Here is a 25,258-nt window from a genome sequence, read left to right as displayed (position 1 = left end):
GCTTGTTGAAACAACGAAGTACAGCATCTTCTTTGATTGTGGAGGGTTTGTGAATGGTTGAAGACAACATAGCCTCTGATAGACGTGGGGAGCGGTCTAATTCTGAGGAGTTGTTGTTGATGGCTGCTGAGAATTTGAAGCGGAGCATTGAGTTAACTGTGAGGCAGTTGCAGGCGAAGAAAGTTAGAGGTGAAATGAAGTTGCGTTGGAGTCGCTCTTTGACTCGGCAGGTTCAGGCGTTAGTTGTCGTTGCTGAAGCCTTGAATAAGATTGGAAGTAAGTCAGCAGTTGATTTGGATTTGGCTTCCTACCTGTCAGCTGTGGAGTCAAGGGTTCCCAAGACTTACGCTTCGAGGAGACTTGCTCTAATGGTCATTAAGACGAAGATGATTTGGGGACGGCATACCCATGGAAGGATTTGATTCGTTAAGGGTTAAGCTCCGTGAGGATCCTGTGGTTTTTGCAGAAGCTGTTTTAGGCTTTCATGCTTTTCCGTATCAGTCTAAGTTATTGCTCTCTAAGAGCAAACGTATTGTGGCTTGTTGGGCGCGTCAGACGGGCAAGACAACGGCTATTGCAGTTAAGGTCATTCATTTCGCTTTCACAAATTCTAAGACTACGCTCATTGTGAGTCGTGGTCTGAGGCAGAGCATGATCATGTTCGGTGTGATTGAAGGTCTTGTCGCGGCTCATCCGATGCTGCGGAAGTCAGTGGTTAAGTCGACCCGAACTTTGATTCACTTCAGAAATGGAAGTCAGATTATCGCTCTGCCCTGTGGCCCTGATGGGGCTTCGTTGAGGGGCTATACGGCGGATTTGGTGGTTATGGATGAAGCCGCTTTCATGCCGGAAGATGTTATTGCGAGTGTTATTTTTCCTATGCTGGCGACTACGGATGGGGCGGCGATTATGTTGAGTACGCCTTGGGGTCGCGATCACATTTTTTATCGCAGCTTTAAGAATCCAGATTATTGGAGTCAGCATGTTAAAGCGGAGGAATGCCCACGAATCTCAAAGGAGTTCCTGGAAGAGCAGAGGCGAGATATGGGCGAGTTAAGGTACAAGATGGAGTATGAGGCGGAATTCATTGAGGACGAGAACAGTTTTTTCAGTCAAGATTTGATCCGTGAATGTGTGGATGACTATGATCTTGTTGACGCGGATCAGTTGAAGACTGAAGGCAAAATACGTGGGACATATTTCTTGGGCGCTGATTTTGGTAAAAGAGTTGATTATAGCGTTGTGGTATTGATGAGAGAGGAGGAGGAACAGCGAATTAGGCTTGTCTTTCTGAAACAGTTCCCGTTGGGCACAACTTACACTGAAGTTGTTGGTTTCATTCGCAGGTTGAATCAGAAGTTTGACATAGCGAAAGGCTTTGTTGACCAGAGTGCAGTGGGGGAAAGCTTGGTGGAGGAGATAAAGGAGTTTGCTTCTCAAATTGACGGGTTGACTTTTACCGTCAAAATCAAGCAGGATATGATGATTCTGTTGCAGACTAGAATGGAGCAGAAGAAACTGACACTTCCGATGGATAGAGCTCTGCTCTCACAAATCAATGAGCAGCAATACAGGTTTGGCAAGGCGAAGCCGAGTGAAAGCCCTGAAGAAAAAGGTGTAATGACATTTTATCATCCTTCGGGAACACATGATGATCAATTGTGGGCTCTGGCGTTAGCTGTGTACGCCGCCAGGGAGAAGGAACCAGAACCGCATTTATACGTGGCTCGGGGCTAGAATAGAAATGTGGTTCAAATAAGACCTGAGCTAAAGAATGCCCAAGGAGCTGTGAAAGAGATCAGAAACACGAGAACTTGTATGGTCGTTGTAGGCACGAGGCCGGAAATTATCAAGATGGCTCCAATCATACGTGCTTTGAGTGAGAATTCCCTCCCCTTTGTTTTTGTCCACTGCGGACAGCACTATGATTACAATATGTCCCAACAGTTTATTGAAGAACTTGAGCTGCCGAGACCAGACTATGGTTTCGAAGTCAAGACTCGTTTACAAGGCATCCAGACCGCGAGAATCCTCACCGTAATAGAGCGGGTTGTAAGCAAAGTTAAGCCCCGAGTCGTTCTTGTGGAAGGCGACACGAACGCAACGTTGGCGTCGGCGCTCGCCGCGCTGAAACTGAATTTTCCTGTAGGTCATGTGGAAGCGGGACTAAGAAGCTTTGACTTACGAATGCCCGAGGAACACAACAGACGGCTAGTTGATCACATGTCCACGTTTCTTTTCGCACCTACAACGGTCGCTGAAAAGAATCTACTCAAAGAGAATGTGTGGGGCGAGGTATATGTGACGGGAAACACAGTTATCGACGCGGTCATGCAACACATTCCCTTGGCGGAGAAAAAGTCAACCATCATGGACAGAATTCGTTTTAAGAACTATGCATTGGCTACGGCGCATCGGGCGGAGAACGTGGATGATCCTGCTGTGCTCAAGGATTTTTCGGAGGCCTTTAAAGAGGCTCCTATTCCTGTGGTTTACCCAATTCATCCAAGAAGTCGAAAGCGACTTCGCCAGGCGAAAATGCTCAAGCAGCTTTCCAAGTCGAGGAACGTTCAGGTTCTGCAGCCTGTAGGCTATTTCGACTTCCTGGTCCTAATGAAAAACTGTGATTTGATAATCACTGACTCGGGTGGAATACAGGAAGAGGCCACGGTGCCGATTCTGCGCAAGCCAACGCTTGTGATTAGGATTTCTACTGAAAGACCTGAGGCGGTTGAAGCAGGGTTTGCGAAAGTGGTGGGAGTGAAAAAGCAGAATATCCTGACGGCTATGGAGCAAACCCTCGAGGAGCCGGGTAGCATGGCTGAAACATCTCCTTATGGAGATGGAACGGCTGGCCGAAAAATCGCAAAAATCCTTCTGGACAGAGACATGCTATAGCTAGTAGTGGTCTTAAGAAGGACATTGCTTCTTAGGACAGACTTAGAGCATTGTGGAATTTACTTCTAGAACTTATGTTCCGTAACGCATATTCGCTCCTTCCATGAATAGTTGAATCAACGATTGCAATGTTAGGGAGAGGAAGGAAATATGAACAAATTAATGTTGGCTATAATGTGCTCCTTGATTATTGCACTGGTGGGATTTCAGGTTATAAGTCCATCGGGCAAAGCCTTGACGATTGATGCTACGATCGACATCGATCCAGACACATTGAACCTAAACAGGAAGGGAAATTGGATCACGGGATACATAGAGCTACCTGAAGGCTACAACGTCAGCGACATTGATCCCGAGTCGATCCTCTTGGACGACTTGTTCAGGATAGCTTGGAGCAATAGAGAAGACAACGCGCTGATGGTCAAGTTTGACGCCGAACGCGTGATAGAGTATCTGTGGGACAGGCTGCTCCATATGGGAGGCCAACGCGCCCACTTGGACTTGACCATTAAAGGGCAGCTCGAAGACAAGACCCAATTCATTGGGATGGATACTATAACTGTGATGATCCAAGGATCCTGAAAAGGACTTTCGAGCGTCATCTTCTCATTTTAAGCATCTGTTTTCTTGTAGAAGAAGACGCGAAGTTTTTCCTCTCCTTCGGGATGGTAGAATACTCTAAATGTTTGAAGACTGTTCTGTTGAGCTTGCTTGACCACGCGGTCGTATTCAGAGCCCAACCTAGGCTTGGTTATGATAAAGTAAGCAAGATTGGTCTCGACATTCGTGTGATTCATGGCTTCAACCAGAACTTGATGAGTGGTTTCATTCAGCATTTGCTGAAACAAATCTTCTCTTCTCTTGTCGAACTCTCCGAAGAAGAAAGCTTCACGGTTGAATATCCCAACAATCATTTCTCCTGCGTAAACGGTATACAGGTCTCCTATCACCACGTAGTTTTCCGTCGTATTGTCTGCAAGGTATTTTACGGCCTCTAGTTCGTATGATGTGACCTGCAGTGGTGCATATTCAGGATACGCAGCGCGAAGCGATGCCGTGAGCCAGCCTGACAAGATGAAGGGAGCAACGACGTTTACTGCTACGAAAATGGTCAAAACACGAAATGACTTGGCTTTCGACAACTTGTTCAAGTTCAAAACTTTCCATGTTGATGAGCCCGAAAGCTCTCCAAAGGCATGCAGACGTGAAACCATTGCGGAAAGCCCAAGAGCGACAAAGGGTCCTGCGATGAGATCTCGAAACACCCAAAGTCTTTCCTCGTTCAGGGGAAGACCGCTCATGAAAATCCTGAGCACTCTGTAGTCGATTAAGATGAGGGTGAATGCCGCGAACATAAACAGGAGAAGTTTTCGAGCGGTTGCTTCGGGGTTTCCGTTCCCTCGGTATATGAGATATAGCATCGTGGCAAGTGCAAGTATAGGTCCTATTATCACAAGAATCACAATTTTCTGGTCAAATCCGTATATGAGTTCGCCAAGTAGGAATAAGCCGATGATTTCTTGAGTAGATGACTCGTAGATTATTTCTAAAGTGAAAAAGGCGTTCGTTGAGAAACCGAAAAATCTCAGATAGGTGAGAGACAAGGGCAAGAGGCTCGCGCAAAAGAGGAAGACAACAATCAAAGGGGCTTTTTTAGGAAAGGATGCTACGTCCTTTTGATATGACCCGAACGCCAATGCTAATACAAGAAGTGAAAAAGACACGAGTCCTGCTAGCGGATGCATTAAAAATGACGATGCCGAGAAACCAACCATCAAAAGAGCATTTTTAGCGGTACTTGAAGATAGGTACCTCAGCACAGAGTACAGAGCGTAGTAGAAAAGTATGAATCCCAAGCTGTTAGGAGTCGAGATTGCTCCAAAGTAAGTTGCATAGGGGAATGCGGACAGGAGTAGGCTTGAGAGAGTTGCTGCTTTTTCACTGCCGCCAAGAGTCTTAGTGATCAAGTATGAAGCAACGGGCATGAAACAGCTCCACAAAACAGGCACGAGAAACAGATGCACCCAGAAAATGTCGACGCTGAACAATCTGGCCAGAATTGTGCTGAGGCTAGCTTGAAAATTCAATCCTCTGAGCCAGTAGGTGATGGTTCCTGGAAAACTTGTGGCTGAGGGGGGCAGCCACTCCCGATAGTTGATGTTGTCAAATGCAAACCTTATTCTTCCCAGATACATTTGCTGGCCGCTAGTGTCCCCGGCTGGGAATGTGGCTGAGAAGAAAGAATGTAGCAGAATTGAGTGTAATATGACAAGAACTAGTTTGATGGAAGACTTTTCAGAAGTGAGAAGTATGGCAAACAGGACAAGGGTAGAAGTAAAAAGCATTGGAATGAACCAAGGATGCATTGGCTCCCATACGGTTCGAGCTTCTCCAGTCCTAGAGGCAACAAGCAATTGAGCAGAGGCGAGAAGGAGAACAATGTATAGAAGTTCGCAGATTCTCAAGGGCTTATTTGGCGATGCGCGTTCATCAGTCATTTCTGTGTCTCATCCTTTTGTTGGACAAAGAGGAGACCAAGGATGTCGCTAGAAGAACCAATGAAGTGCTAGCTGGGTCAAGATTGTAGATTACCAGCGCTAGCCAACCCATGAAGCTCAGAAGCATTATCAACGACATGACGCCGAACGTTAGTCTAACCAAAGCTTCTTCTCTCCTAAAAAAAGCGTGTCCTAAGAACGTCGCGTTAATGAGGAAATATATGCTAGACACAATGAGTCCTAAGGCAGGAGAGTGTAAAGCGATTAAGTTGAGGTGTATTGTAACGATCAAGGAGCATGAGATAAGGGTAAAGATTGATCTTTGATCAGTGCCTATTGTTTTCTCGACGTTGTTCAGCTGCAGAGTAAGATCACCGATAGACTTGCATTTCCGTTGCGCTGTTTTTAACACTACAGGTGGACTCTTATATTCTTAGCTGATTCAGGAGAATCATGAAACCTAGACGCCTGCCCGCGGGCTTTCACAGATTTCCATGTACGTATCATCTTATAATGCAGTGCGAGCAGAGTAATGTCACTTTTGACAACGGTTGTCTTAGGTTTATGAGAATAACGTATATGTACGCCTTAGGAGAGTCGGTTTATGTGTATGGGAGACCCCAATCCAGTGGGGGGGAGGGACTAGAGGACCAAAATGAGAAAGGTAGTTGCTTCGCTAATTGCGATTTTCTTAGTTATGCCCCTTCTTTTCCTGTCTTCGCCAGAAACCGTTGGCGCTTCTAGTTCGACCCCGCTTACTCCACACGACGTGAACGTTTTGGTTGTCTCTCCACGCAACGTGTACTTCAAGGGTGGACATTACCTAGTCTCTGACCTTGCCAGATACGGGTTTAATGTTACTCAACATACCTCCGACTCTGGAGACATTTCAGACTATCTGACAGACCCTAAGACAGCAAATCTTGATCAATATGACGCCGTAATTCTTCACGGAGGCTATTTTGGTCAACCGCCGACTAGTGTCTCACTTGAGGAGATTCGACATTTCACAAACTACGCTGGCGTTCTTCTTGTGATTGGCAACGCTTTGTTCGTGAACCAGTCTAATGGAAATCTGTGGAATGACTTCTTCTTTAGCGAACCTCTGCTGTCAATCGAGACAAGGCTGGGGATCGTAGTAGTTGATCACCTCAGAACATTGGGCGCTACCCATTTCCATAACAACGGAACATTTGCGCGAGTAAGTGACTTGATCCCAGGGCTGCCGGATAATTTCGACTATGTTAGAGGTTCTTATCCATTCTCGCAATACCAAATGATTGTGGAGCCGACTAACGAAGCTGAAGTGATTCATCAGTTTACAACGCAGAATGGCGTTTCAACAAGCGGTGTTACGTTTTATAGGAATGCAACTGGAGCTGTTGGAATCTACATTCAGGGATCATATATTTACGCGGAACTACCGATTACTAATCAAATAAAATACTTTGGGATAGCCGATACTTCCAGAAGATCCGCCCTTTTGGCTTCTCTGATAGCTTATGCCTTGGGCAAAGATGTGAATACCGTAATTAAGCCGCAACCGTTGGCGAATGTAAGACTTGACGGACTTGGTAGCGATGCCCGATGGGATGAACCCTACCTGAACGCAAGCCTTGGAAACTTCGACGCGGTTGTGGACGCATTCAACATAGGCCCGACGGTTGGGTTTACAGATATACCTCAAACGTTCGAGTCTGATTATTGGCAGAGAATAGTGCCTAACATACTGAATCAGTTGCAAGGCAAATATGGAGACTGGGAATACAGCTCATCCATGAGGAACCGGCCCCTTAGTACAATGACTCAAAGTCAGGTTGAGGCACTAATAGACAATGTCAGAACCAGTTATGATACATTAGGTATGGATCTTTTCAGCACAATCATAGCTCAAAGCTGGAATGAAACAACGCTCCTAGCGTTAACGGCTAGAGATCTGTACTTGTTAGATCTAAAGAAGAACACTGGCGACTGGTGGAACTTACGAGTTGTCCAGAACGTAATATTGCACGAAGGCGCACCAGTGGGTGTGAGCGTATTATATGAGAATTTTACCCAGATCAATGCAGATGTCTCCAGAGCTAAAGACGCTCTTCATGCAGAGTATTTTTCATCTCGTGATCAATGGGCTCTAGCTGTCCTAAACGGTTTTCCGGGTTACATTTACAATGTAAGAAACTTTAGGCGCAATGAAGTGGGAACGTATAGTCTGCAGACAATTGTCCGCAATCTTTCCTCTGAAATTCCCGACATTAGATTTGTGCCACTAATTGAGGCAGGATTGTACTTCGGCAACAAGTGGGTCCGAATAAACAATGCTTGGAGAGATGGTTCGATGATTGAATTCGACGTTGACGCTTCGGCGATCCCTAGAGTATCCGACATTGGCAAAGGCATGATTTGGTTAAGGGTCAACGCAAACGAGACAATTCAAGAGGTTTCAGTTGACGGCGTTGGATGGCACTATTTCGATGAGCATTCTATTCGCATTCCTGCAGGCGAGGCAACAGTCCACATCAAGGTGACTTTAGGAACAGCCCCGAGCCTCAGAGTCGTCGACTCAAGGTTCAAGGTGGTAGGAGCTGGTTTTGATGGTTATCGCCTTAACATTTCTATTTACGCCACATCCCGAATGAATGTTTCTGTTAGCCTGCTAATCCCTCAAGCTGGACGCTTTGCAAAGGATAACTGGAACATACTTACTCTTGATGCTGAGTGGAATTACAATTTCAGTTTCCAGTCCCGCTTGCTGAAATTCTGGGCCATTTCAGACGGTCATGTCAGTTTCGAGGTCGGGGTGCTTTGGATAGTTGACCAAACAAACCCCTCATACGATACTGACGTGACGATAAGAGCGAATTTCTCAGCTTTGGAGACCAACATAAATGAGGCTATTTTGAGTTACAGTCTTAGCACCAACTGGTTCAATGTCACGATGACGTTGGAAAATGACGTTTTCATCGCAGTAATCCCGGCAAGACCCTACGGATCTGCTGTTATGTACAAGGTATACGCTTTGATGGACATCGGTAGATGGCTCAAAACTGAAACTTACAACTATGATGTGGTCGACGAAGATGTCCCAGAAGTGGATGTAGTTGATTGGAACAGTAATCCGCTTGCTGGTCAGCCAGCTGAGGTTAGATTCGTGGTGACAGAGCCGCCGAACGCAAGCGGGGTACAAGATGTTACGCTTTATTACTTCTTTGGAACTGACATTCTAGGCTCCGCTCAAGCGCAGGCAATAGAAATGAGAAATGAAAGCGACATATGGACAGCGAGCATTCCAAGACAAAGTGGCGGTACTACGATCTCGTTCTTCGTAATGGCTGTTGATAAGGCTGGAAACCGTGTGCAGACTTCATTTTTGACCTACACAGTTTCATTGTTGCCCATTCCACTGCTGTGGTTCGTTGGTCTACTAGTCATGCTATCGTCAGTTATTGTTGCGGCGACTCTGTACCTCTTGAGATTTCGGAGAAAGAAGCCCAAGACTGAAAATTCTCCGAGTCTGAAGCATTAGTTCTCATGAGTTGGCTGTTGTGTTCGCCTCGTGCTTACCATTGACCATAAAAACGTTGTGCAGTGAAAGACTCATCAAGTCATAAAAGATCATTTTGTTGGGTTATGATGAAAAGCCGACTTTCGAAAAAGACCTTTCCGAAGTTCTGCCCAACAGAGAAGATCACGGAGTTTACATTTTACAGGAAACAGCGTGTTACCGATCTAGTTGATCACCTTCCGTGCTAAACGTCGTGAGGGCTATTTTCCAAGATTCGTTTGCTCGATCAGCAACAGAATAGTACAAGTGAAGTCTGTGTTTCCCAGCGTCTAGATAAGGTGAGGCTGTGTCCAAAGCAATTTCGCTTTGTATGCCAGGCATTATCTTGCTCTTCTCTAGGGGCCCATCAATCAGTTTCCTTACCTTGAGTGTTTCTCTTGGAAAGTGTGGTGATTTGCTTGTGGCCAATCCTATGTATTGTTTGTATGGAAATCCTGTCGAATAGGTAGAGGTAGCTGGGAACAAGAGATGCAAGTCATTTAGCTTAATGTACCCGGGGCAGAATACAGACTCATTCCATGTGCCTTTCTGACCGTTCAAATGCTTAAGTGGGTTGCCTGAGAATCGCATAGCCTCTATGTTTGAGCGCGATGTCCCGCGGATTCGTATTTTCAATATTCCTATGCGCCGAACAGGATAACGTCTAAGAAAGGTGAAAACATCGCAGGTTTTGGGCGAGGTAATGCTGCTATAGTACACTAGTATTGTTTCTTCATCAATCCTTGCAACAGAGCATCCGTTATCTATGCCATTTCCTTCCCAAAACTGTCCAGGTCTAATCAGCTCACCGATTATGTGCCATGGGCCTTTGGGATCGTCAGCATAAGCCATGCCGATTCTTCGAGGCTCGTTTGGAGATGGCTTTCCTGATAGGATCATGTAGAATCGATGCTTGACCTTCATCACAATTGGCACCAAAGCCTGAAAGTGGCAAAAAGAGCCGAGGTCTCCACGAAATACTGGTTCGTTGCTCTCCTTATGGAATAGGAATCCTTCTTTTGAAGTGGCTAACCCTATGCCAGATTTCGTCATTTGTCCATTCAACGCGCCGGAGTAAAAGAGTAGTTTTGTACGTGGATCGTCGTCATCGACAAAAATCGAACCAAAAGAAGCGCTGCCTTGGTCGAATTCGTTTTTGGAAACGTCCAGCACAATGCCGTGATGCTGCTTTGATTGTTGGTTAATCATCATTCACCTGAGCACCAAGGTCACTCTAAGCCTGATAAAACTTGAATCTGATGCCATAATGACTCCTGAAAAAATTATGCAACGCCACAGCGTCTGGGTTCCAACTCTTCCTGCGCACTTTGCTCGCTATACTAAACCAGACCATGTTCTTGAGCTCGGACGCGCGAAAGGTGTCAAGAATGCCTTGGGGAATCGGCCCAAGCGAAACAAGGAGCACAGAGTTAAATCGTCTGCAGAACGCTCTTAAATGCTCCAGAAGAGAATCATCTAGAACCTGCGAGGTATAAACCAAAACCAGACTATTCGTTCTCTTAAGAAAGCCTTTGCCTCTGCTTTCGATTTCTATTACCTCAAGATCGCCATCGGCATGTCTATTCTCAGTAATTCTGGTCGATTTTCCCATGACTTTCAAATACTCGTCAATAATGCCACGAACCAGTCGATCTTTCTGTTCTGATGAAACCTGCGTGAAGTTTTCGGCCGCCGTTTTGACAACCCGCGCTGGAACGCCAACAGCGAGACAGCCATCAGGCACATCGTCTATAACGAGCGACCTAGCACCCACTGTGGCTCGCTCGCCAATGGTGACCCCAGGCATTATGAAGACCCCTGCGGGAATCCATGCGCCCTTTTTTAGATGCACTGGCGCAAACTTGCGAGGTCCGCCTTCAGTTACAGGATGCCAAACAGAATGGGTGAAAATATAGTCTGCCCCAATGCCAACGTCATCTTCTATGATGACTGCTTCGTTCAGGTCGATGTACACTTTCGGAGCAAGGTAACAGCTTCTTCCAACTTTCAACGCTGAAGGCCCAACAGCGACGACGCCATGGCTTACGCGAGTGTCGTCTCCTATCTCGATGGCGTCGCAGCTGATTCTGACATTCCTACCAAACTCGACACCGTCGCCTATTGTAAGTCTCTTGAAATCGTAAACCTGGATGAAGGCGCCTGATCCAAACTTCACTTGTGTACCGATCTTTGCGCCAAGCATTCGATATAGAGTTGACTTGAGAGAGGAAAAGCTGAAGAATGGCATGGCTACGAGGAGTCTAAGTCCGCCAAGAATCAGTGATTTCGTGCTCACACAACCTTGGGAGTGTTCAGTTGCGCTATGGTGTTGATCTAGCACTAAAGAGTATATAGTCTATTTCCATTTGGACTGGTCCTGACAAGCGTTGGTTGCGTGCATTGTTGAATCCAACCATAATTGTCCGTACGAAAGCGTTCGGCGGAAGAGTCACGATGATCGAACTCCATTCTGTACTCATGCTCCCAAACTGTATAATTTCGTATGACCCTCCTGCATCAAAGTAGATTGCCGAAACCGCTACGGGTTGATCCGCTCTCCATCTCATCAGCAGATATGGGTAGTCAGTTGTAGAAAGGTCGACGGATGTTGAATGGTAATAGTACTGGTAGGAATCAGGGGTGAGGGAAAACGAAATGCTCAATACATTACCATCAGTCGTGATTATGGGTGTAATATTGCTATAGTACGGTCCTTGACTCCACACTCGACCTTTAAACGAGTCTTCTTTCCATCCAACGTTCGTGTAACGCCGGTTGAAAAGCCACTTTAATGTGACCACATCGCTTGTTTGAAGCCCGCGAACATATATGAACGAGTTGACATCGCTCGTGCCATCAAATTCACTGGACAAGCTGTTTATCCTTAGATCTAGAAAAGTCCAATGGGTCGGAAAACTGGTTACTCTGTAACTTGTATATCCAATGAGTGTGAGCGTGGAGTTAATTTCGCTCTCGATCATGTAGGAGAGCTTGGTTGTAACGTTTTGTTCTCCTCCTAAACCGTCATCAAAGACAACCCTTACCGAAGGCCCGTCTTCCTCAAAGACTGGAAGAGGATACCAGAACACGTAAAGCTTGTCATCGCCAAAAGCTTGATAGGCGGGAAAGATGTCCAAGGAACGCGCCACGATTTTGTCAAAATCGGGGTTTCTCTCGGAAATCACAAAAAAACTCATCTCAGCATTTGTGAAGTTCATGGCTTCTTTGAGAATGCCAATGGATGGATTCTTGGTCATTTCAAGATACATTTGAACGGTGGGATACCACCATTCAGGATAGCCGAAAAGTCCTTTTCCACCTCCAAGATAGCCATAATCTGTTCCCAAGAATCCAATCGCTAAACTCGCGAATCCAGGCTCGCACAGAACCACGTAACGAGTGGGAGCGTTTGAGTCAATATACCGTATGGCCTCAAGCTCGTAAACAGAAGGCTGAACTTTAACTAATTCGTTCTGCGGATAAGCTTGGTACAGAACGGCTGTGAACTGAAACGACAGAAACAGTCCAATAAGGATTAGACTGCTAAAACGCGACCTAGACTTCACATTGAGCAACTTCATAAAAGCTTGGGGAGGTACAGTGGTTTGCCGGATAGTTCTCTTCATGGAAGTGATAAGAGCCCAGAAACCTAACGCCACTAAAGGCGCCAAGAGCAAATCCGCCATTGCTAGGATCCTAACTGGGCCATAAGGAAGGTTAGCCATGCCATATTTTGTGAAATAGTATTCGAAAAGTATGATGACATAGTAGCAGAATAGAAGCAGCGTGGTCTTCGAATCGACGTATTTTCCGCGAATTCCTAAAATCAGGCCCACTAACCCGAATATTAGAAGAAGCGTGGATATTTCGGATTGAAAGTTTAGGAAATTGTTGATTTGATACAAACCAACAGATGCGAATGTTGCGTCTTGGAAACGCAGAGCTGTTGGGTAGACCGCAAATAGTACCAAAAGACAGAGGACCCAGACAACTTTTCGTTTAGTTTTCTGAATGACAGTTGCGAGGAAAAGGAACATAACTGCAAAAATCCCGGCTTGAGGATGAGCGAAGGAAGAAGCAAGCGCTGCCAAGGCAGCCAAGAGCCAGGTCTTTTTGTCTCCTTGGCGAATCCACATAAGGGCAAGCAAAGCTGACGCGAAGAAGAATACAAAGCCCAGAGAATTGGGTACGGAAACCGCTCCCCATGCGATGAGTGTAGGAAAAGCAAGTGTCGCCAAGGCGGCAAGGTATGGGAACATCTTGCTTTTCTTGATAGCCAGAGTAGCGGCTGTTTTGTACGCCAACAGAGGGGTGAAAACCGACCAGAGGACGGGAACGAGAAGAATGTAAATCCAGTACAAATCAAAATACAGCATTCTCTCAAGGAATGCGACGAGCGAGTGGAATCCCCGGAATTTCAGAAGATCAACCCACAAGGATTCTTGCAGCATCCAGGAATGTGCATATGGCATCCCCGTTCTGACGATGTATCTTACTTCTCCTAGATGTGACCACGGGTCACCGTATCTGCCCGGATACCAAACCAGCAGGAAAAGACTGTGAGACAACAATGAGAAAAAGCAAATCGAGGCTAACTTGACGTTATTGCCGAGCCGGTTGGAGAAGACAACAACAAAGAGAGAAAAGCCGCTTATCAAGTACATCGCGCCGAAGATGCTGGGAATTGTTAGCCACACCGAGGCGACGCCCTCGCCTGTTCGTGCAAGCCAAAGAAGCATAAAGGCAACAGTCACGAATGATGCGAAAGGCAAGAGGGAAACAAAAGATCGGAAAGTGTTCTTTGTGTCTTTCGTTGATAATTCTGCGTCAGATGAGCTATCGACCTCTGCTGAACCCTTCTCTTCCAGCCTTCTTAACATGATTGTTAACGCAACATACAAGGCGAGAAACGTGAATAGCGAAACTGGTTCTGTGAAACTACCCATGATGACGAAAGCCGCGCCTGTAAGAGATAATAGCATCAGTAGCGTGAGCATTCCTAAAGCAAATCTGAATGCCTTGTTTTCAGATGTGAAGAACCATCTGCCAAGAATCGCCGATGCGCCGCCAATGAAGATGATGGATGCAATTATTCCAATAACTGGAGATTGCACTACAATATTGAGGGAAAGAAGTGCGGTCGATAAAGCTAGTGTTAGAACGATCCAATCGGTTCTTTTCATTGCGCTATTGATGCCTTCTCGCTTTCTCTACGGTTTCGAATAGCTCTCTAAAGCTCTTTCGCATCAATGTTTGTCTATCATAATTCTGTCTAATAAACCCATAGCGCGACTGCCTCGAAGAGTCCTCTAACAGGTTCTCAGCTTTTTCAGAAACTAGACCGAAGACTTGGGCGAAGTTCGAGGCGTCTGGCAAAGTGAACAATCCTAGTTCAGGATTCGACGAAAAGAAGGTGTCGAGTTCTCCTCCTCTTGGTCCACTACAGATGACATACAGCCCAGAACTCGAGTATTCGTACAGTTTGGTGGAACGGGCGCAGAGAAGATAAGGTTTGGAGTCGAATGGCACCAACCCTACGTCGCAGGCAGCCAGAGCTTTAGCCAATTGGGAACGTGGCAGAGGACTGCGTATATCGACGACGCCCTCTTGGATTTTGAGCTGATGCTTGAGCGAGTCCAATTGAGCGTGGCCGTTGTACACGTAAAAAACAAAAAATAGGCTATCAAGAGCGTTCTTGGAGAGCAGTGTCATTGAGGTCAGGAGTCGGTCTAAGCGATAGTAGGGTGTAAGGCCACTACCGCAATATGCTATTACCAGCTTGTCCAACGGGAGCGAATATTCAATCCTTACTTTGTGTCGAGCCTCTTTGGATATGGGATGGAAGATTCTGGTATCAGCTCCATTTGGAAGCAATAGAAGCGGAGTCTGAACTAGGCGGCTTTGAAGAGTGTCTTTGATAGTCTGCGTGACAGTAAGAATCGCAGAGGCAGAAGTGTACACTTCCTTTGCAACCAGGGAAAGAGAGCGGGTAAGCGAAGTTGGAAAGTAACGCTTGAGCTGTGAGCTGACGGAGGATTCCCAGTCGTCTCGAAGATCAACAAGAAGCTTGACCCCCAATAGTTTTGCCAACAACCAAGCGCTTGTGCCCGTCTCTAAGGGGGGCATTGAAGCGAGTATATGAGAGGGTTTGAATCGTCTCGCAATCCTTAGTCCGTGGCTTAGGAGCATTATCATTTTGACTGGATCATAGAAACTGACAAACGGGTAAGGCAGAGCCCGTGAGAAATTCACGGTGTGTAACGTAACTCCTGATTCTGAAATGCTTCCCTTAGCATGTCTGCCTTTTGGTTTCTGCGATGGTCTTAGGGCGAGAACTGCCACCTTGCTGAACTCGGATTTGCCTGCCAGAGCCAGATGATGAACTCTTTCCCCTGCGGGACTAAATGATTCAGGCGAATCTTCGGTTATTATCAGCAGGGAGCGAGGTTTAGGCTTCATTTTTTATCTATTAGTGCTTGAATTAGGCTATCAAAGGTTTGCATGTTTCTTTGCCAGTCGACCTTTTGCTCAATAGTCGTCTGAGCGTTTTTTCCAAGTCTCTTTCTTGTGTCCTGGTTCTGCGCGAGGTGTACTATTTTTCCTGCAAGGTCTTTCGGGTTCCTGGTTGCCGTGAGAATTCCATTATAGTTGCTTTCTATCCATTCTTTGTTACCCGCGATGTCCGTGACCACTGATGGGACTGCTAGAGCCATTGCTTCAAGTAAGCTGGCTGAGGTGCCGTCCGAAAACGATGTTGATACATTAATGTCCGAGGAGTTTAGGTAAGTGATGACTTCGTCTCGTGGAATGTGTCCCAAGAATCTTACGTACTGGCTCACTTGAAGTTGTTTAACTCGTTCCTTGAGCGTTGGTGTCAGTCGTCCTTGTCCCAGTATGAGAAACCTTGCGTTTGGTTCGGTCTTTATGATTTCCGGGATCGCTTCGATGAGGTGTTCGATTCCGTATAGGGGTTCATGGCTTCTGGCACTGAGGATGATAACATTGTCAGACCAGCCTAATTTTTCCCGGGTTTCTTCTCGAGACGACTTTAACTTGACGCTCTCTTCATTGAACCATGGAAACTTGAGGATTTTGTCCGGATTACATCCGAGTTGTACTGCGGCATTCTTTTGAACCTTACTGTCCAGTATGACCGCGTCTGCCTTTTTCAGCGTGTGTTTTGCGAGGAAGCGGAAGAATAGGAAACGTCTGGGAGAGATGAGAACGTCGGTCCCCCAAACAATTGCAATGGTTGGTTTGAAGCTTGTGGCGGTTGCGTAGAACCCGTATTTTGTTGCCATACAGCCTATGACCAGTTGAGGTTTGATCCGTCGCAGTTCCAGTTTTACCAAAAGAGTTCTAAGCAAGAATAGGGTGTACATGCGTATGCCCTCTATCCATGCTTTGTCAGCGAGGAACAACAGGGGTTCTCGCATTATTGTTACTCTAGCTTCTTTGGGGATGAAGCGTGGTTTGGGATGAAAGGTTAGGAAAAACACTGTGTTTCTCTTTACCAAGTGTTCTAGGAACATGTGGTCGTAGATGCTGGTTCCATCGTGAAGATAAGCGATGATAGCCATGATTCTAATACAAGTTCTTGACTATTTCATGGAAGGATGCGACTTTTCGAAATCCTTTTTGCTCGAGAACCTTGATCATCTCTTGGCATTCGTCATTCACGGTTGTGATTAACGTGGTAATTCCTTTATCTGAAAGAAAATCTGCGGTATGTCTCAACAACATGTCCACTATCTTGGGGACATCGGAGCTTAGGGATATGCAGAGCGGATCTATTCTTGCGGCTTCGTTTGGTGATGTGTATGTGAGGTGAGCATATGCCACGATTTCGCCTTTTGACTCAACCACAAGCTTTTCAGAGTTTACTTGCGTCAGTCGGTTTTGCATCCACTCAGACGGAGAGTTAAGCAAGTGAATTTCAAAATCCTTGGGCTGTAGCTCTCGCTCATATACCCTCGTTGGATTTGAAGCTTTGCAAATCTCGAAGACTTTATGCGCGTCAGTGGACTTCAACTTTCGTATTGACCCGTCTTTGGAAGTTCCAACTGTCGACGATGAGGCTTTCACGCTGTGGAAGAGCATCGTTGATTTTTGATAGGGTTGAAATCCGAGTTTCTGGGCTATTTTTAGTGCAGGCATATTGTCTGTTCGAATGGAGCTAAGTGCCCTTTTTCCGCCTTTCTTTGCTATGTATTCGACAGAGCCTTTGATCAGGCTGAATCCAACGCCTTTTCCGCTGCGATTAGGGTCTGCTGCTAAGGAGTCTATAGTCCATATTCTTTTTCCGAGTGGAACAACATGTACTTCGCCAACAACTTTGTCCTTTAAGGAGGCAACCAAAATTGTTGAGTAATCTCTATGAAAGAAATCAAAAATGGGATAGAGCACTTCGACGAAGGTGTGGTATTTCCTGAAGTCCATTAATCTGTTTGTTTCCAAGCCCACAATAGCTATTTCTCTTTGGAACGCTGTATTCAGAATCTCAGCTAAGCGAACAAAATCACAAGTTCTAATGCGACGAACCACGATTTTGTCAGAAGAGCTTTTGATGCGGGCTTCGGTCAGAAAGACGAACAAGCCTATCTCTCTCAGCGAGGAATTTTATGTAACCTTCCGGAGAAGCTGCTCGAGTTGTACTTGTGCAACTTCTTGGCTAAAGTACCGCTCTGCGACCTTTCGTGCCCCGTGACCTAAGGTGCCTCTCAAATCTGAGTCTTCATACAATCGGGTCATAGCATCAGCAATCTCCTCCGGGGAGACAGAATGCACTAAGTAGATTTCCTTTTTGTGTGTAAAATAGCTGCTATAACTAAGACTATTTTTAGGCGCAAATGCGATTATTGGCTTCCCTGCTGCAGCAGCTTCAACTATGCTTATCGATAAGCCAGGTTTGCGGGTGAGCGAAACAAAACAATCGATTTTCGACAGGAAATCAGGCAAAGATGTGTGAGAAATTTTTCCAGCAAATTTGAGACTGTTTCTTAACCTTCTTTTTGTTGCTTCTTTTTCAAGAAAAGGCCTTTGTGGACCTTCACCCACAAGAACTAGCTCGACATCTTTGCGTTTTTTGCTGAATGTTTCGAAGGCTTCAAGCATTGGTTGCAGATCCTGGTAACGGTGAAAGCCGCCCACGTAGCAGAAGCGGAATACCGGCTTCGCATCGCCTTTGAGAGGTTGATCGAAGAACTCGTCACCCGCAGTAAAGTTCATTATACAGACTTTCTCTCCGTCTACACCCGCCTTAATTAGTTCTCGTCTATACATGTCAGCCGCAACAGTTACGATATCAACCCTGGAGTACACTATGCGTTCAAGAAAAACAAACAGGGTATGCCTAAGAAGAGATTCCATTCTTCCATACCTCAAGAACCTTACCTCTCGGGAACCTAAAGGAACAGATAACGCCCTGTGCACAATTTTTCTGCTTCTCAAAGTAAATGAGTTTAGCGAAACTAGGAAAAAAGACGTGATCAAGCCTCTTGAAAAGTATGCATGGTAGGGTTTGGAGAAGCTTTTTAGAATCTGAAAGAAGAAGACAATGAGAGCTAAGAAAGTAGATCTTAGTCTTATTCTCTTGAGGTAGATTACATCGACATCGCCGGACTTTCTCAGACACCTTAACATTTGTTGATCAGTTATGACTCCACCTACTCCCTTTCTGTCAAGGTCAGCTTCAGTGACGAAGCAGAATCTTGTCTTCACTATTAATCACGTCTTCTCATGGAAAGCTGTACAGGCGAAGCATGGAAGCGTTTCATTCTTTTGACTTCGTTGCTGTGATGTATAGTGTACTTATCAAGAAGAACGCAAAAAAGGGCTTCAACTTAAAGGATTTCAGCAATCGTTTCAGCAGGCCATATTTTGGCTCAGATGTATCAAATCCTTTAACCGTGACAAATTTGTTGATGTTGAAGCGGTGCGATCTGACAATGTTCTGGATCTGACCTGAACCCAAATGATAAGGGTGCTCCTTATCGAGACTGTTTAAGACAGGACTAAACATTCGAATAATATTAGGGTGGGTATTTACACAAAGCAGGAATGCCCCCCGCGGTTTTAGAACTCTGTGAATTTCCTCAACAGCTTTCCTAGGGTTATTCACATGGTCAAGCACATTGTGGCATAGTACCACATCGAATTCTTCATCGCCAAACGGCAGGTTCTCACCGACGCCCCTGATATAGAAAATGTCTTTCGCCGCAACTTCCTCATACAGTGTCCCTAGCAAAGGGTCGATACCCACTTTGAAAGTTCCTTTGCCACGAATGTAGTGAAGTGGCCCAAAGACGTTGCACCCCACCTCCAGTATTGTATTTCCATCAAAATCTCTGATTCCCCATCGTTCAAATTTGTAGTTCAAGGCATTCGGGGAGTAGCTAAAATCTTTTGAAAATTTCTCTTCCTTTTTGATGTGCGAGTAAAATTTGAACTCGCTCTCTTGAGCTTCTTTCCATCTCTTTGCTCTCTTGTTTTTTTCACTCAATAAACTCCGTCTCCTAGGATTTTGGCATTATCTCTTGACTTCAGTGTCCGAAGGAGGCAAACGTGCTCTCGCTTCTTGCGGCCTCTTTTGAGGAAGAGGGGAGGAGTGCGCATAAGAGCTTGTTATCTCTCTGTGGGGATACTCTTAACATGTTCGACGTACTTGCGTAATCCTTCACTAAACGGTGTCTTCGGTGTCCACTTGAGTAGTGCCCTAGCCCTCTCAATATTAGTAATCGAACCCTCAAAATCATGCGGACGGGCAGGCTCGTACTTTAGTGGAATGTCGCCAAAAATCTCTTTCAGAGCGTCAGCGATTTGATTCATTGTTATGAACTCAGGACCAGCGAGATTGATAATCTGGTTCTTGCCGCCTTCAGCCAATGCAGCAACATTGCCCTCGGCCAAATCTTCAACATAAATCCAGCAGCGTCCCTGTCTGCCATCACCAAAAATGGTGATTGGCTCCTTCCGCAGTGCCCTTCGGACAAAGATGGAAATTGCCATATTAGACCTCATACGGGGTCCATACGGAATGTCAAACCTTAAGATCGTGTAAGGTAAGCCGTGGTGCTTATGCCATGAAAACAGCAGGTGCTCTTGCCCAATTTTTGTCTTTGTGTAAATGTGGTCGGGAAAGGGAATCGGCGTTTCTTCTGTAACTACGCCTTTGGTTTTTCCATAAACCCATGAGGTAGAGGCTAGGACTATTCGTTCAACTTCTTCAGCGGTCGCCGACTTCAGAAAATTCATCGTGCCCATTTCGTTAACCATCAGACATACGTCGAAATGTGACAGCGCCACGTTAACGTCTGCAATGGCGGCTAAATGGTAGATAGCCTCTATGTCTTTGCAGGCTTCCAGCACATCTTTCTCGTTGAGAAGGTCACCGTTAAACCACTGCACGTCTTCGCGAAGAGGCTTAACCCTGTCAAACACGCGCACTTCGTAGCCGTTCTCAACTAATTTGTCAACTACGTGACTGCCGATGAAACCCGAACCGCCAGTTACAAGAACTCGCAAACTAGCAATGTCTCCTTGTGCACATCAAATTTCCGCCAAAACCTCTTTGACTTTTTCAACTACATATTCAGCTTCATCAAACGTCATCTGACTATACATGGGCAAGCAAACCATCCTCGCACACAGGTCTTCAGCCACTGGAAAGTCGCCTTCCTTAACCTCAAGCAAACGCTTGTAGACCGGCTCCATGTGCAACGGTGGCCAATACACCTCACCGCTGGGCCTCACGCCTTTCTCCCGCAGCCTTTGCTTAAACATGTCACGCTGGATTTCAGGCGCGACAAAAGCCACGTACTTGTAGTAATTGCTTACCGCATTCTCGGGAATGCGCAAAGGCTTGAGTCCACCCGCATTCGCAAGATTCTTGTCAAAATAATGCGCTATCCCGTTTCGACGTTTGATAAAGTCGGGAAGGCGATGAAGTTGCGTTAACCCGATAGCAGCGCTAATTTCGTCCATTCTCCAATTGTAGCCTATTTCAATTATGATGTTGCTGCTGAAGTTCTCTTTTCCCTGATCACGTAGTACCATTGCTTTTTGAGCCAAGTCACTGCTGTCCGTTGTGATAATTCCGCCTTCGCCGGTGGTAATTACCTTAGTTGGATAGAAACTAAAGCAGCCCGCTTTGCCAAATGAACCTGCAGCCTTCCTCTCCAATAAGCTGCCTTGCGCGTGAGCCGCATCTTCTACCAATAAGATCTTGTGATCTTCGCATATTTCTCGAATTGCTTTGATATCTGGACAGACTAATCCGCCAATGTGTACCGCAATCACTGCCTTCGTTTTGTTTGTCAGATTCTTTTGCACACTTTCAGCATCTATGCAAAGCGACTCTGCACTAATGTCCGTAAAAACAGGTTTCCCACCAACGATGACAACAACAGCTGCAGTGGCGCTAAATGTATTAGTTGGAACCAAAACCTCGTCGCTTGGTTTTAGACCCAACGCACGCAAAACAATCTCAAGGGCAGAGGTTCCTGAGTTCACAGCGACGGCATGCTTGGTCCCGCACAGTTTGGCGTATTCTTCCTCAAAACGCCTTGTATATTCGCCGAGAGTCAGCATTCCCGAGTTCAAGATTTTCTCAACGTCTTTCTGGATGGTCTGGACGTCTTCAGGCGGGAAATACGGTTTGACTGGCGGAATCTCCTTACGGCTCATCGATTCTTCCTCTTTACTTAAAGATCAAAGAATCTTTTGTTCAGAGACATTAGACGACTTCATAATAAATCTTTTCAATCTTCTCAACCGTGCGGCTCCACTGAAAATCGCTCTCGACCTTTTGCCTATTCGTGATGCCCATTCTCTCACGCAAAGCCTCATCCTCCACAAGTGTCGCTAAAGCCGAAGCAAGCTTTGGAACATTCTTCACGGGTACAAGGAATCCGTTTTCGTCATTAGCGAGAACATCCGGGTTACCTCCCACGTCAGTTGCCACCACAGCTGTTTTCATGGCCATAGCTTCAAGAACCACATTTGGCAGTCCTTCATACAGAGAAGGCAAAACAAAGATATCCATCAAAGCATAGAAGGGCAGTATGTTGCGCTGCCAACCTGCAAAAATGGTTCTTATCTTCATGCCCTTAGCTAATGCTTCCAATTCGTTTCTCTGAGCGCCGTCTCCAACGATGAGAAGTACGATATTGGGATGCTTGTCTTCGATTTGCTTGACAGCTGAGAAAAGGTAAGTCAAGCCTTTGGCTGGAACCAGTCTTCCAGCGAAGCCTATAACCACTTCATCTCCGATTTCCAATTCGTTCCTTAGCTTTGTTGCCTCTTTTTTCACTTCAGAACGCTCACGATCGTAGATCGTGGAATCAATGCCCGAGGGAACAACGGCGACCTTTTCCTTCCTAACCCTTAACTTCTCCACAGTTGAGAACAAGCCGCCTGAGAGCAAAATAACCTTCCTAGCTTGTTTAGCCATCCATCGTTCAAAGGTCAGATCATAAGTCGAGACAACGGTGTCCACTAGTGGATTCCCAGTTCGTGTGCCTGGGCCTTGAATTGTGTACACAAATGGTCTCCTTGTAGCGACAGCAACTAAGGCGGCAGTAGCTACATTCGTGGAGTGATCGTTTATGGCATGAATCACGTCGCTGTTGTGAGCTTTGGCTGTTCTGCAGATTTTGCTTACGGGAAATGATAGTGTGTGGGGGATTCTGTAGATTGAAATTATAGGGTTGATTTCGGATAGTTTAACATTAGTCTTTGATGGAAAACGATCCACCGGTCTTAGGGACGACGCAACAGTCACGTTGTGGTTTCTCAGGGCAAGCTCTTCTCCTAACCTCACAAAATCAGGGTTTGCTAGGTAGTATTCAGCTGCCAACAAAACGTTCAAACTGGATACCATTGCCCAGTCTGACTAGACAGAAGCCACGCAGAAGTACACAGCGCTAATGTTCTTTATTTTATAGTGTGAAAAGTGTGGAGCAAAAAGACGTTTTAGCTGGTTTTTGGTGTAGAAATAAACCGGGCAGTTTCTGCAGCGCAACCAGATCATTCGAAGTGGAACTTGAAATGCAAGCTTTGCTGGAAAGGATGTTATGCATTTCCCTGTGGTCATCGATCTCATTTTCTTGACAAAAAAAGCGGGATCTTTGGTGTAGTCAAAGAATCCTAAGGCGATCGAGATGTCAAATTTCTGTTTGAAAACGTGGTCTGCATAATCGTCCCGTATGAATGTACAGTTGCCTTGTACCCCTGCTTCCTCAGCCATTGTTTTTGCCATGTCGATCATTTTCTGGGAGAAGTCGATGCCGGTTACATAGGCACCTCTTTTTGCCAGTTCCACAGCTAATCGGCCGCTTCCGCAGCCTACGTCGACTATCTGTTTTCCCTTTACGTTTTTGCATTCTTCAAGCGTGAGATGGAATCTTTCAGTCATGGCTTTGCGGAAAATCTTGTCAATCGTCCTCTTCAACGCGGCTTTCTCTTCACTGTAGAACGAATCGAACTCTTGGGCCGCCTGGTCCCAGTAATCTTTCTCTGAATATCCCATCAGAGTAGTCCCACTTTATTCATGTAGTTTTCCACGCTGGAGAACTTGAACTTGGACAGCAGTCGATCTAGTCTTGACACGGTTTTTTTCAAATTGTGAAAGGTTACAAATGACCTGTACAGTCCAAGATTAAGCTTCGGAGTCTCTGGATTGAGTTCCCATGTGTGAGCGTATATCACAGCAGGGCGGCCGTCATCGTTTGCCTTTCCTACAGATCTAGCCATGAGCCACGTGGGTAGAAAACGGAGATAGAAGCCTCCCGCCATTGGAAATCGTAGAAAGGCCAACTTATGCACGTGGAGGGGGAATTCCCATAACTCCGCGTCATTGTCTTCAACATTTACTTTTTCATGGCTTGGTTTGTAGGGCTTCAATGGAGCGTTAGTGACACCATAAAGGGGAGTTCTCGCAGGGAAAATGCTCGAATCATATTTGAACCCTGCCTCTTCGAGCACGTCTAGAACCCATATGGTCCTTTCGTCGACGGAGAAAGATGGCGCACGGAAGCCTAGGCTCGGCTCGCCTGTGATCTTGTTGAACTTGTCAATTTCAAGTCTAAAGGTTTCAGCAGATTTCTGCCACATCGGTTCGTGGTAAAACGCGTGAAAAGCCACTTCATGATCATCCTCTCTTATCGAAGAAAGGAGCTCCGGGTGTTTTTCCACTAGTTCGCCAACAACAAAAAAAGTTGCTTGTACGTTGTGTTTTCGAAGTAGGGTTAAGGTTCTTTCGAGGTCGTTTTTCGAATTGTCATCTTTGCGCTCAAAGGACTTTGCTCTGACATATTCCGCGTGGTGTAATTCTTCCAGATCGATTGTCAGAATGTTCAGCATTGTCGCCAATTATGATAATCCTTGTGTGCGCGACCTTTACTCAAGAACGTTGAGCAGCTTGCTTTTGGAATAGTCTCGCGATGGCGTACAGTGTTATGGCTGTAAACAAGGTGAATATCCCCACAAGGGCGAAAGAAATTGAAGCCAATGCCACGTTTGTAACTATACGCCTTTCAATGGTGAACAGCTGGAGCGTCCAGATCCCGAAGCCTACTCCAATAGCTAGAAGGATAGCGCCAGGAACGCCCAGGCACAAAAGAGGTCTTTCTTCAACAACTAGCCGAATAATTGTTGACAGAACGCCCAGACCATGACTAACTGGATTCTGGCTTGAGGATTCCACGGTCTTGTAGTTTACTTGCACTGGCACTTCTGCGATTCTCAAGTCTAGTTGTTTGGCTTTCCGAAGTATTTCTGCGCTAATTCCCATGCCTTCCTCGGATAGTTCGAGTTTTTGAATTGCGGCTTTGTTGTACACTCTGAAGCCGCATTGCGCATCGGAGACACCGTTCTTGAGTGACCCGTTGCTCATTTTGGTCAACAGTTTTATGCCGAAGCGTCGATATGTTGGAACGCGATTGTGTTTTTGGAGGAATCGTGAACCGAACACTATGTCAGCTTTATGCTCCAAGACGGGCTCGATTAAATTTGGGATTTCGCCGGGATCGTGTTGACCGTCTGCATCAAGGGTTAACACTACATCGGCTTCCATTTCCTTAGCTTTCTTAAATAGACTGCGCAAAGCAGCTCCGTAGCCTAGGTTTTCTTCATGATGAATAACCAGAGCGCCTAGCCTGTGGGCAATAGTGCCGGTTAAATCGGTTGAGCCATCATCGCATACAATTACCGAGGAGACATATTTTTGCGCCTCTAAGATGACGCGGGCTATTGTTTTCTCTTCGTTGTGTGCTGGGATGCATGCGACTATCAAGTGTTGCTCTCTCCTATCGTTAGGTAGCTC

Annotated in this window: 20 protein-coding genes; 5 read left to right on the top strand and 15 right to left on the bottom strand. The window is 45.9% G+C overall.

Annotated features, from left to right (window positions below; translation table 11 throughout):
- The first annotated feature begins 53 nt into the window (after positions 1 to 53).
- The 4 genes from VJ249_02900 (at position 54) to VJ249_02885 (ending at position 3,480) form a co-directional block, all read left to right on the top strand.
- Complete coding sequence (locus VJ249_02900) at positions 54 to 422, top strand: hypothetical protein (protein HKZ93517.1); 369 nt, start codon at positions 54 to 56, stop codon at positions 420 to 422.
- Positions 409 to 1,737, top strand: coding sequence for a phage terminase large subunit (locus tag VJ249_02895; protein ID HKZ93516.1), 1,329 nt, complete (start codon positions 409 to 411; stop codon positions 1,735 to 1,737). Before VJ249_02900 ends, VJ249_02895 begins: the two co-directional genes overlap by 14 nt.
- An 81-nt stretch (positions 1,738 to 1,818) precedes the next feature.
- Positions 1,819 to 2,898 (top strand): UDP-N-acetylglucosamine 2-epimerase (non-hydrolyzing), encoded by a 1,080-nt coding sequence (gene wecB / locus VJ249_02890; protein ID HKZ93515.1) that lies wholly within the window; start codon positions 1,819 to 1,821, stop codon positions 2,896 to 2,898.
- Between the two features lie 150 nt (positions 2,899 to 3,048).
- The gene (locus VJ249_02885) at positions 3,049 to 3,480 is read left to right on the top strand and encodes a hypothetical protein (protein HKZ93514.1); all 432 of its coding nucleotides are present in this window, start codon (positions 3,049 to 3,051) and stop codon (positions 3,478 to 3,480) included.
- A gap of 29 nt (positions 3,481 to 3,509) precedes the next feature.
- On the opposite strand, the gene VJ249_02880 is transcribed toward VJ249_02885, so the two are convergent.
- Positions 3,510 to 5,396, bottom strand: coding sequence for a glycosyltransferase family 39 protein (locus tag VJ249_02880; GenBank protein ID HKZ93513.1), 1,887 nt, complete (start codon positions 5,394 to 5,396; stop codon positions 3,510 to 3,512).
- A 655-nt stretch (positions 5,397 to 6,051) separates the two neighbouring features.
- On the opposite strand from VJ249_02880, the gene VJ249_02875 reads away from it, so the two are divergent.
- Entirely contained in the window at positions 6,052 to 8,919 is a 2,868-nt protein-coding gene (locus tag VJ249_02875) for a hypothetical protein (GenBank protein HKZ93512.1), read from the top strand.
- A 195-nt stretch (positions 8,920 to 9,114) separates the two neighbouring features.
- Here VJ249_02875 and VJ249_02870 read toward each other — a convergent pair whose 3' ends face one another.
- The 14 genes from VJ249_02870 to VJ249_02805 form a co-directional block, all read right to left on the bottom strand.
- Positions 9,115 to 10,149 (bottom strand): hypothetical protein, encoded by a 1,035-nt coding sequence (locus VJ249_02870; protein ID HKZ93511.1) that lies wholly within the window; start codon positions 10,147 to 10,149, stop codon positions 9,115 to 9,117.
- Between the two features lie 22 nt (positions 10,150 to 10,171).
- A complete protein-coding gene (locus VJ249_02865; protein ID HKZ93510.1) occupies positions 10,172 to 11,233 on the bottom strand; it encodes a hypothetical protein in 1,062 nt (353 codons plus the stop codon).
- A 25-nt stretch (positions 11,234 to 11,258) separates the two neighbouring features.
- Entirely contained in the window at positions 11,259 to 14,120 is a 2,862-nt protein-coding gene (locus VJ249_02860) for a hypothetical protein (protein ID HKZ93509.1), read from the bottom strand.
- A 4-nt stretch (positions 14,121 to 14,124) separates the two neighbouring features.
- Positions 14,125 to 15,396, bottom strand: coding sequence for a glycosyltransferase (locus VJ249_02855; GenBank protein ID HKZ93508.1), 1,272 nt, complete (start codon positions 15,394 to 15,396; stop codon positions 14,125 to 14,127).
- Positions 15,393 to 16,517 (bottom strand): glycosyltransferase family 4 protein, encoded by a 1,125-nt coding sequence (locus VJ249_02850; protein HKZ93507.1) that lies wholly within the window; start codon positions 16,515 to 16,517, stop codon positions 15,393 to 15,395. Before VJ249_02850 ends, VJ249_02855 begins: the two co-directional genes overlap by 4 nt.
- 4 nt (positions 16,518 to 16,521) lie before the next feature.
- Positions 16,522 to 17,532, bottom strand: a complete 1,011-nt coding sequence (locus VJ249_02845; protein HKZ93506.1) for a GNAT family N-acetyltransferase — start codon at positions 17,530 to 17,532, stop codon at positions 16,522 to 16,524.
- A gap of 24 nt (positions 17,533 to 17,556) precedes the next feature.
- Positions 17,557 to 18,657 carry a glycosyltransferase gene (locus VJ249_02840; protein ID HKZ93505.1) on the bottom strand — a complete coding sequence of 367 codons (1,101 nt, stop codon included), beginning with the start codon at positions 18,655 to 18,657 and terminating at the stop codon, positions 17,557 to 17,559.
- Positions 18,658 to 18,709: 52 nt separating this feature from the next.
- The gene (locus VJ249_02835) at positions 18,710 to 19,438 is read right to left on the bottom strand and encodes a class I SAM-dependent methyltransferase (protein HKZ93504.1); all 729 of its coding nucleotides are present in this window, start codon (positions 19,436 to 19,438) and stop codon (positions 18,710 to 18,712) included.
- A gap of 122 nt (positions 19,439 to 19,560) precedes the next feature.
- Complete coding sequence (locus tag VJ249_02830) at positions 19,561 to 20,460, bottom strand: NAD-dependent epimerase/dehydratase family protein (protein HKZ93503.1); 900 nt, start codon at positions 20,458 to 20,460, stop codon at positions 19,561 to 19,563.
- A gap of 24 nt (positions 20,461 to 20,484) precedes the next feature.
- On the bottom strand, positions 20,485 to 21,621 hold the full coding sequence (locus VJ249_02825; protein HKZ93502.1) for a DegT/DnrJ/EryC1/StrS family aminotransferase: 1,137 nt from the start codon (positions 21,619 to 21,621) through the stop codon (positions 20,485 to 20,487).
- 49 nt (positions 21,622 to 21,670) lie between these two features.
- The gene (locus tag VJ249_02820; GenBank protein ID HKZ93501.1) at positions 21,671 to 22,804 is read right to left on the bottom strand and encodes a glycosyltransferase family 4 protein; all 1,134 of its coding nucleotides are present in this window, start codon (positions 22,802 to 22,804) and stop codon (positions 21,671 to 21,673) included.
- Positions 22,805 to 22,828: 24 nt separating this feature from the next.
- Complete coding sequence (locus VJ249_02815) at positions 22,829 to 23,464, bottom strand: class I SAM-dependent methyltransferase (protein HKZ93500.1); 636 nt, start codon at positions 23,462 to 23,464, stop codon at positions 22,829 to 22,831.
- Positions 23,464 to 24,297: a polysaccharide deacetylase family protein gene (locus tag VJ249_02810; GenBank protein HKZ93499.1), complete on the bottom strand. Its 834-nt coding sequence runs from the start codon at positions 24,295 to 24,297 to the stop codon at positions 23,464 to 23,466. Before VJ249_02810 ends, VJ249_02815 begins: the two co-directional genes overlap by 1 nt.
- A gap of 40 nt (positions 24,298 to 24,337) precedes the next feature.
- Positions 24,338 to 25,228, bottom strand: a complete 891-nt coding sequence (locus tag VJ249_02805; protein ID HKZ93498.1) for a glycosyltransferase family 2 protein — start codon at positions 25,226 to 25,228, stop codon at positions 24,338 to 24,340.
- Positions 25,229 to 25,258 lie beyond the last annotated feature (30 nt).

The organism is Candidatus Bathyarchaeia archaeon (assembly GCA_035283685.1).
Lineage (GTDB): Archaea > Thermoproteota > Bathyarchaeia > Bathyarchaeales > Bathyarchaeaceae > DATETJ01.
The sequence above is the reverse complement of the archived record's forward strand: the minus strand, read 5'-3'. Positions and strand labels throughout refer to the sequence as shown.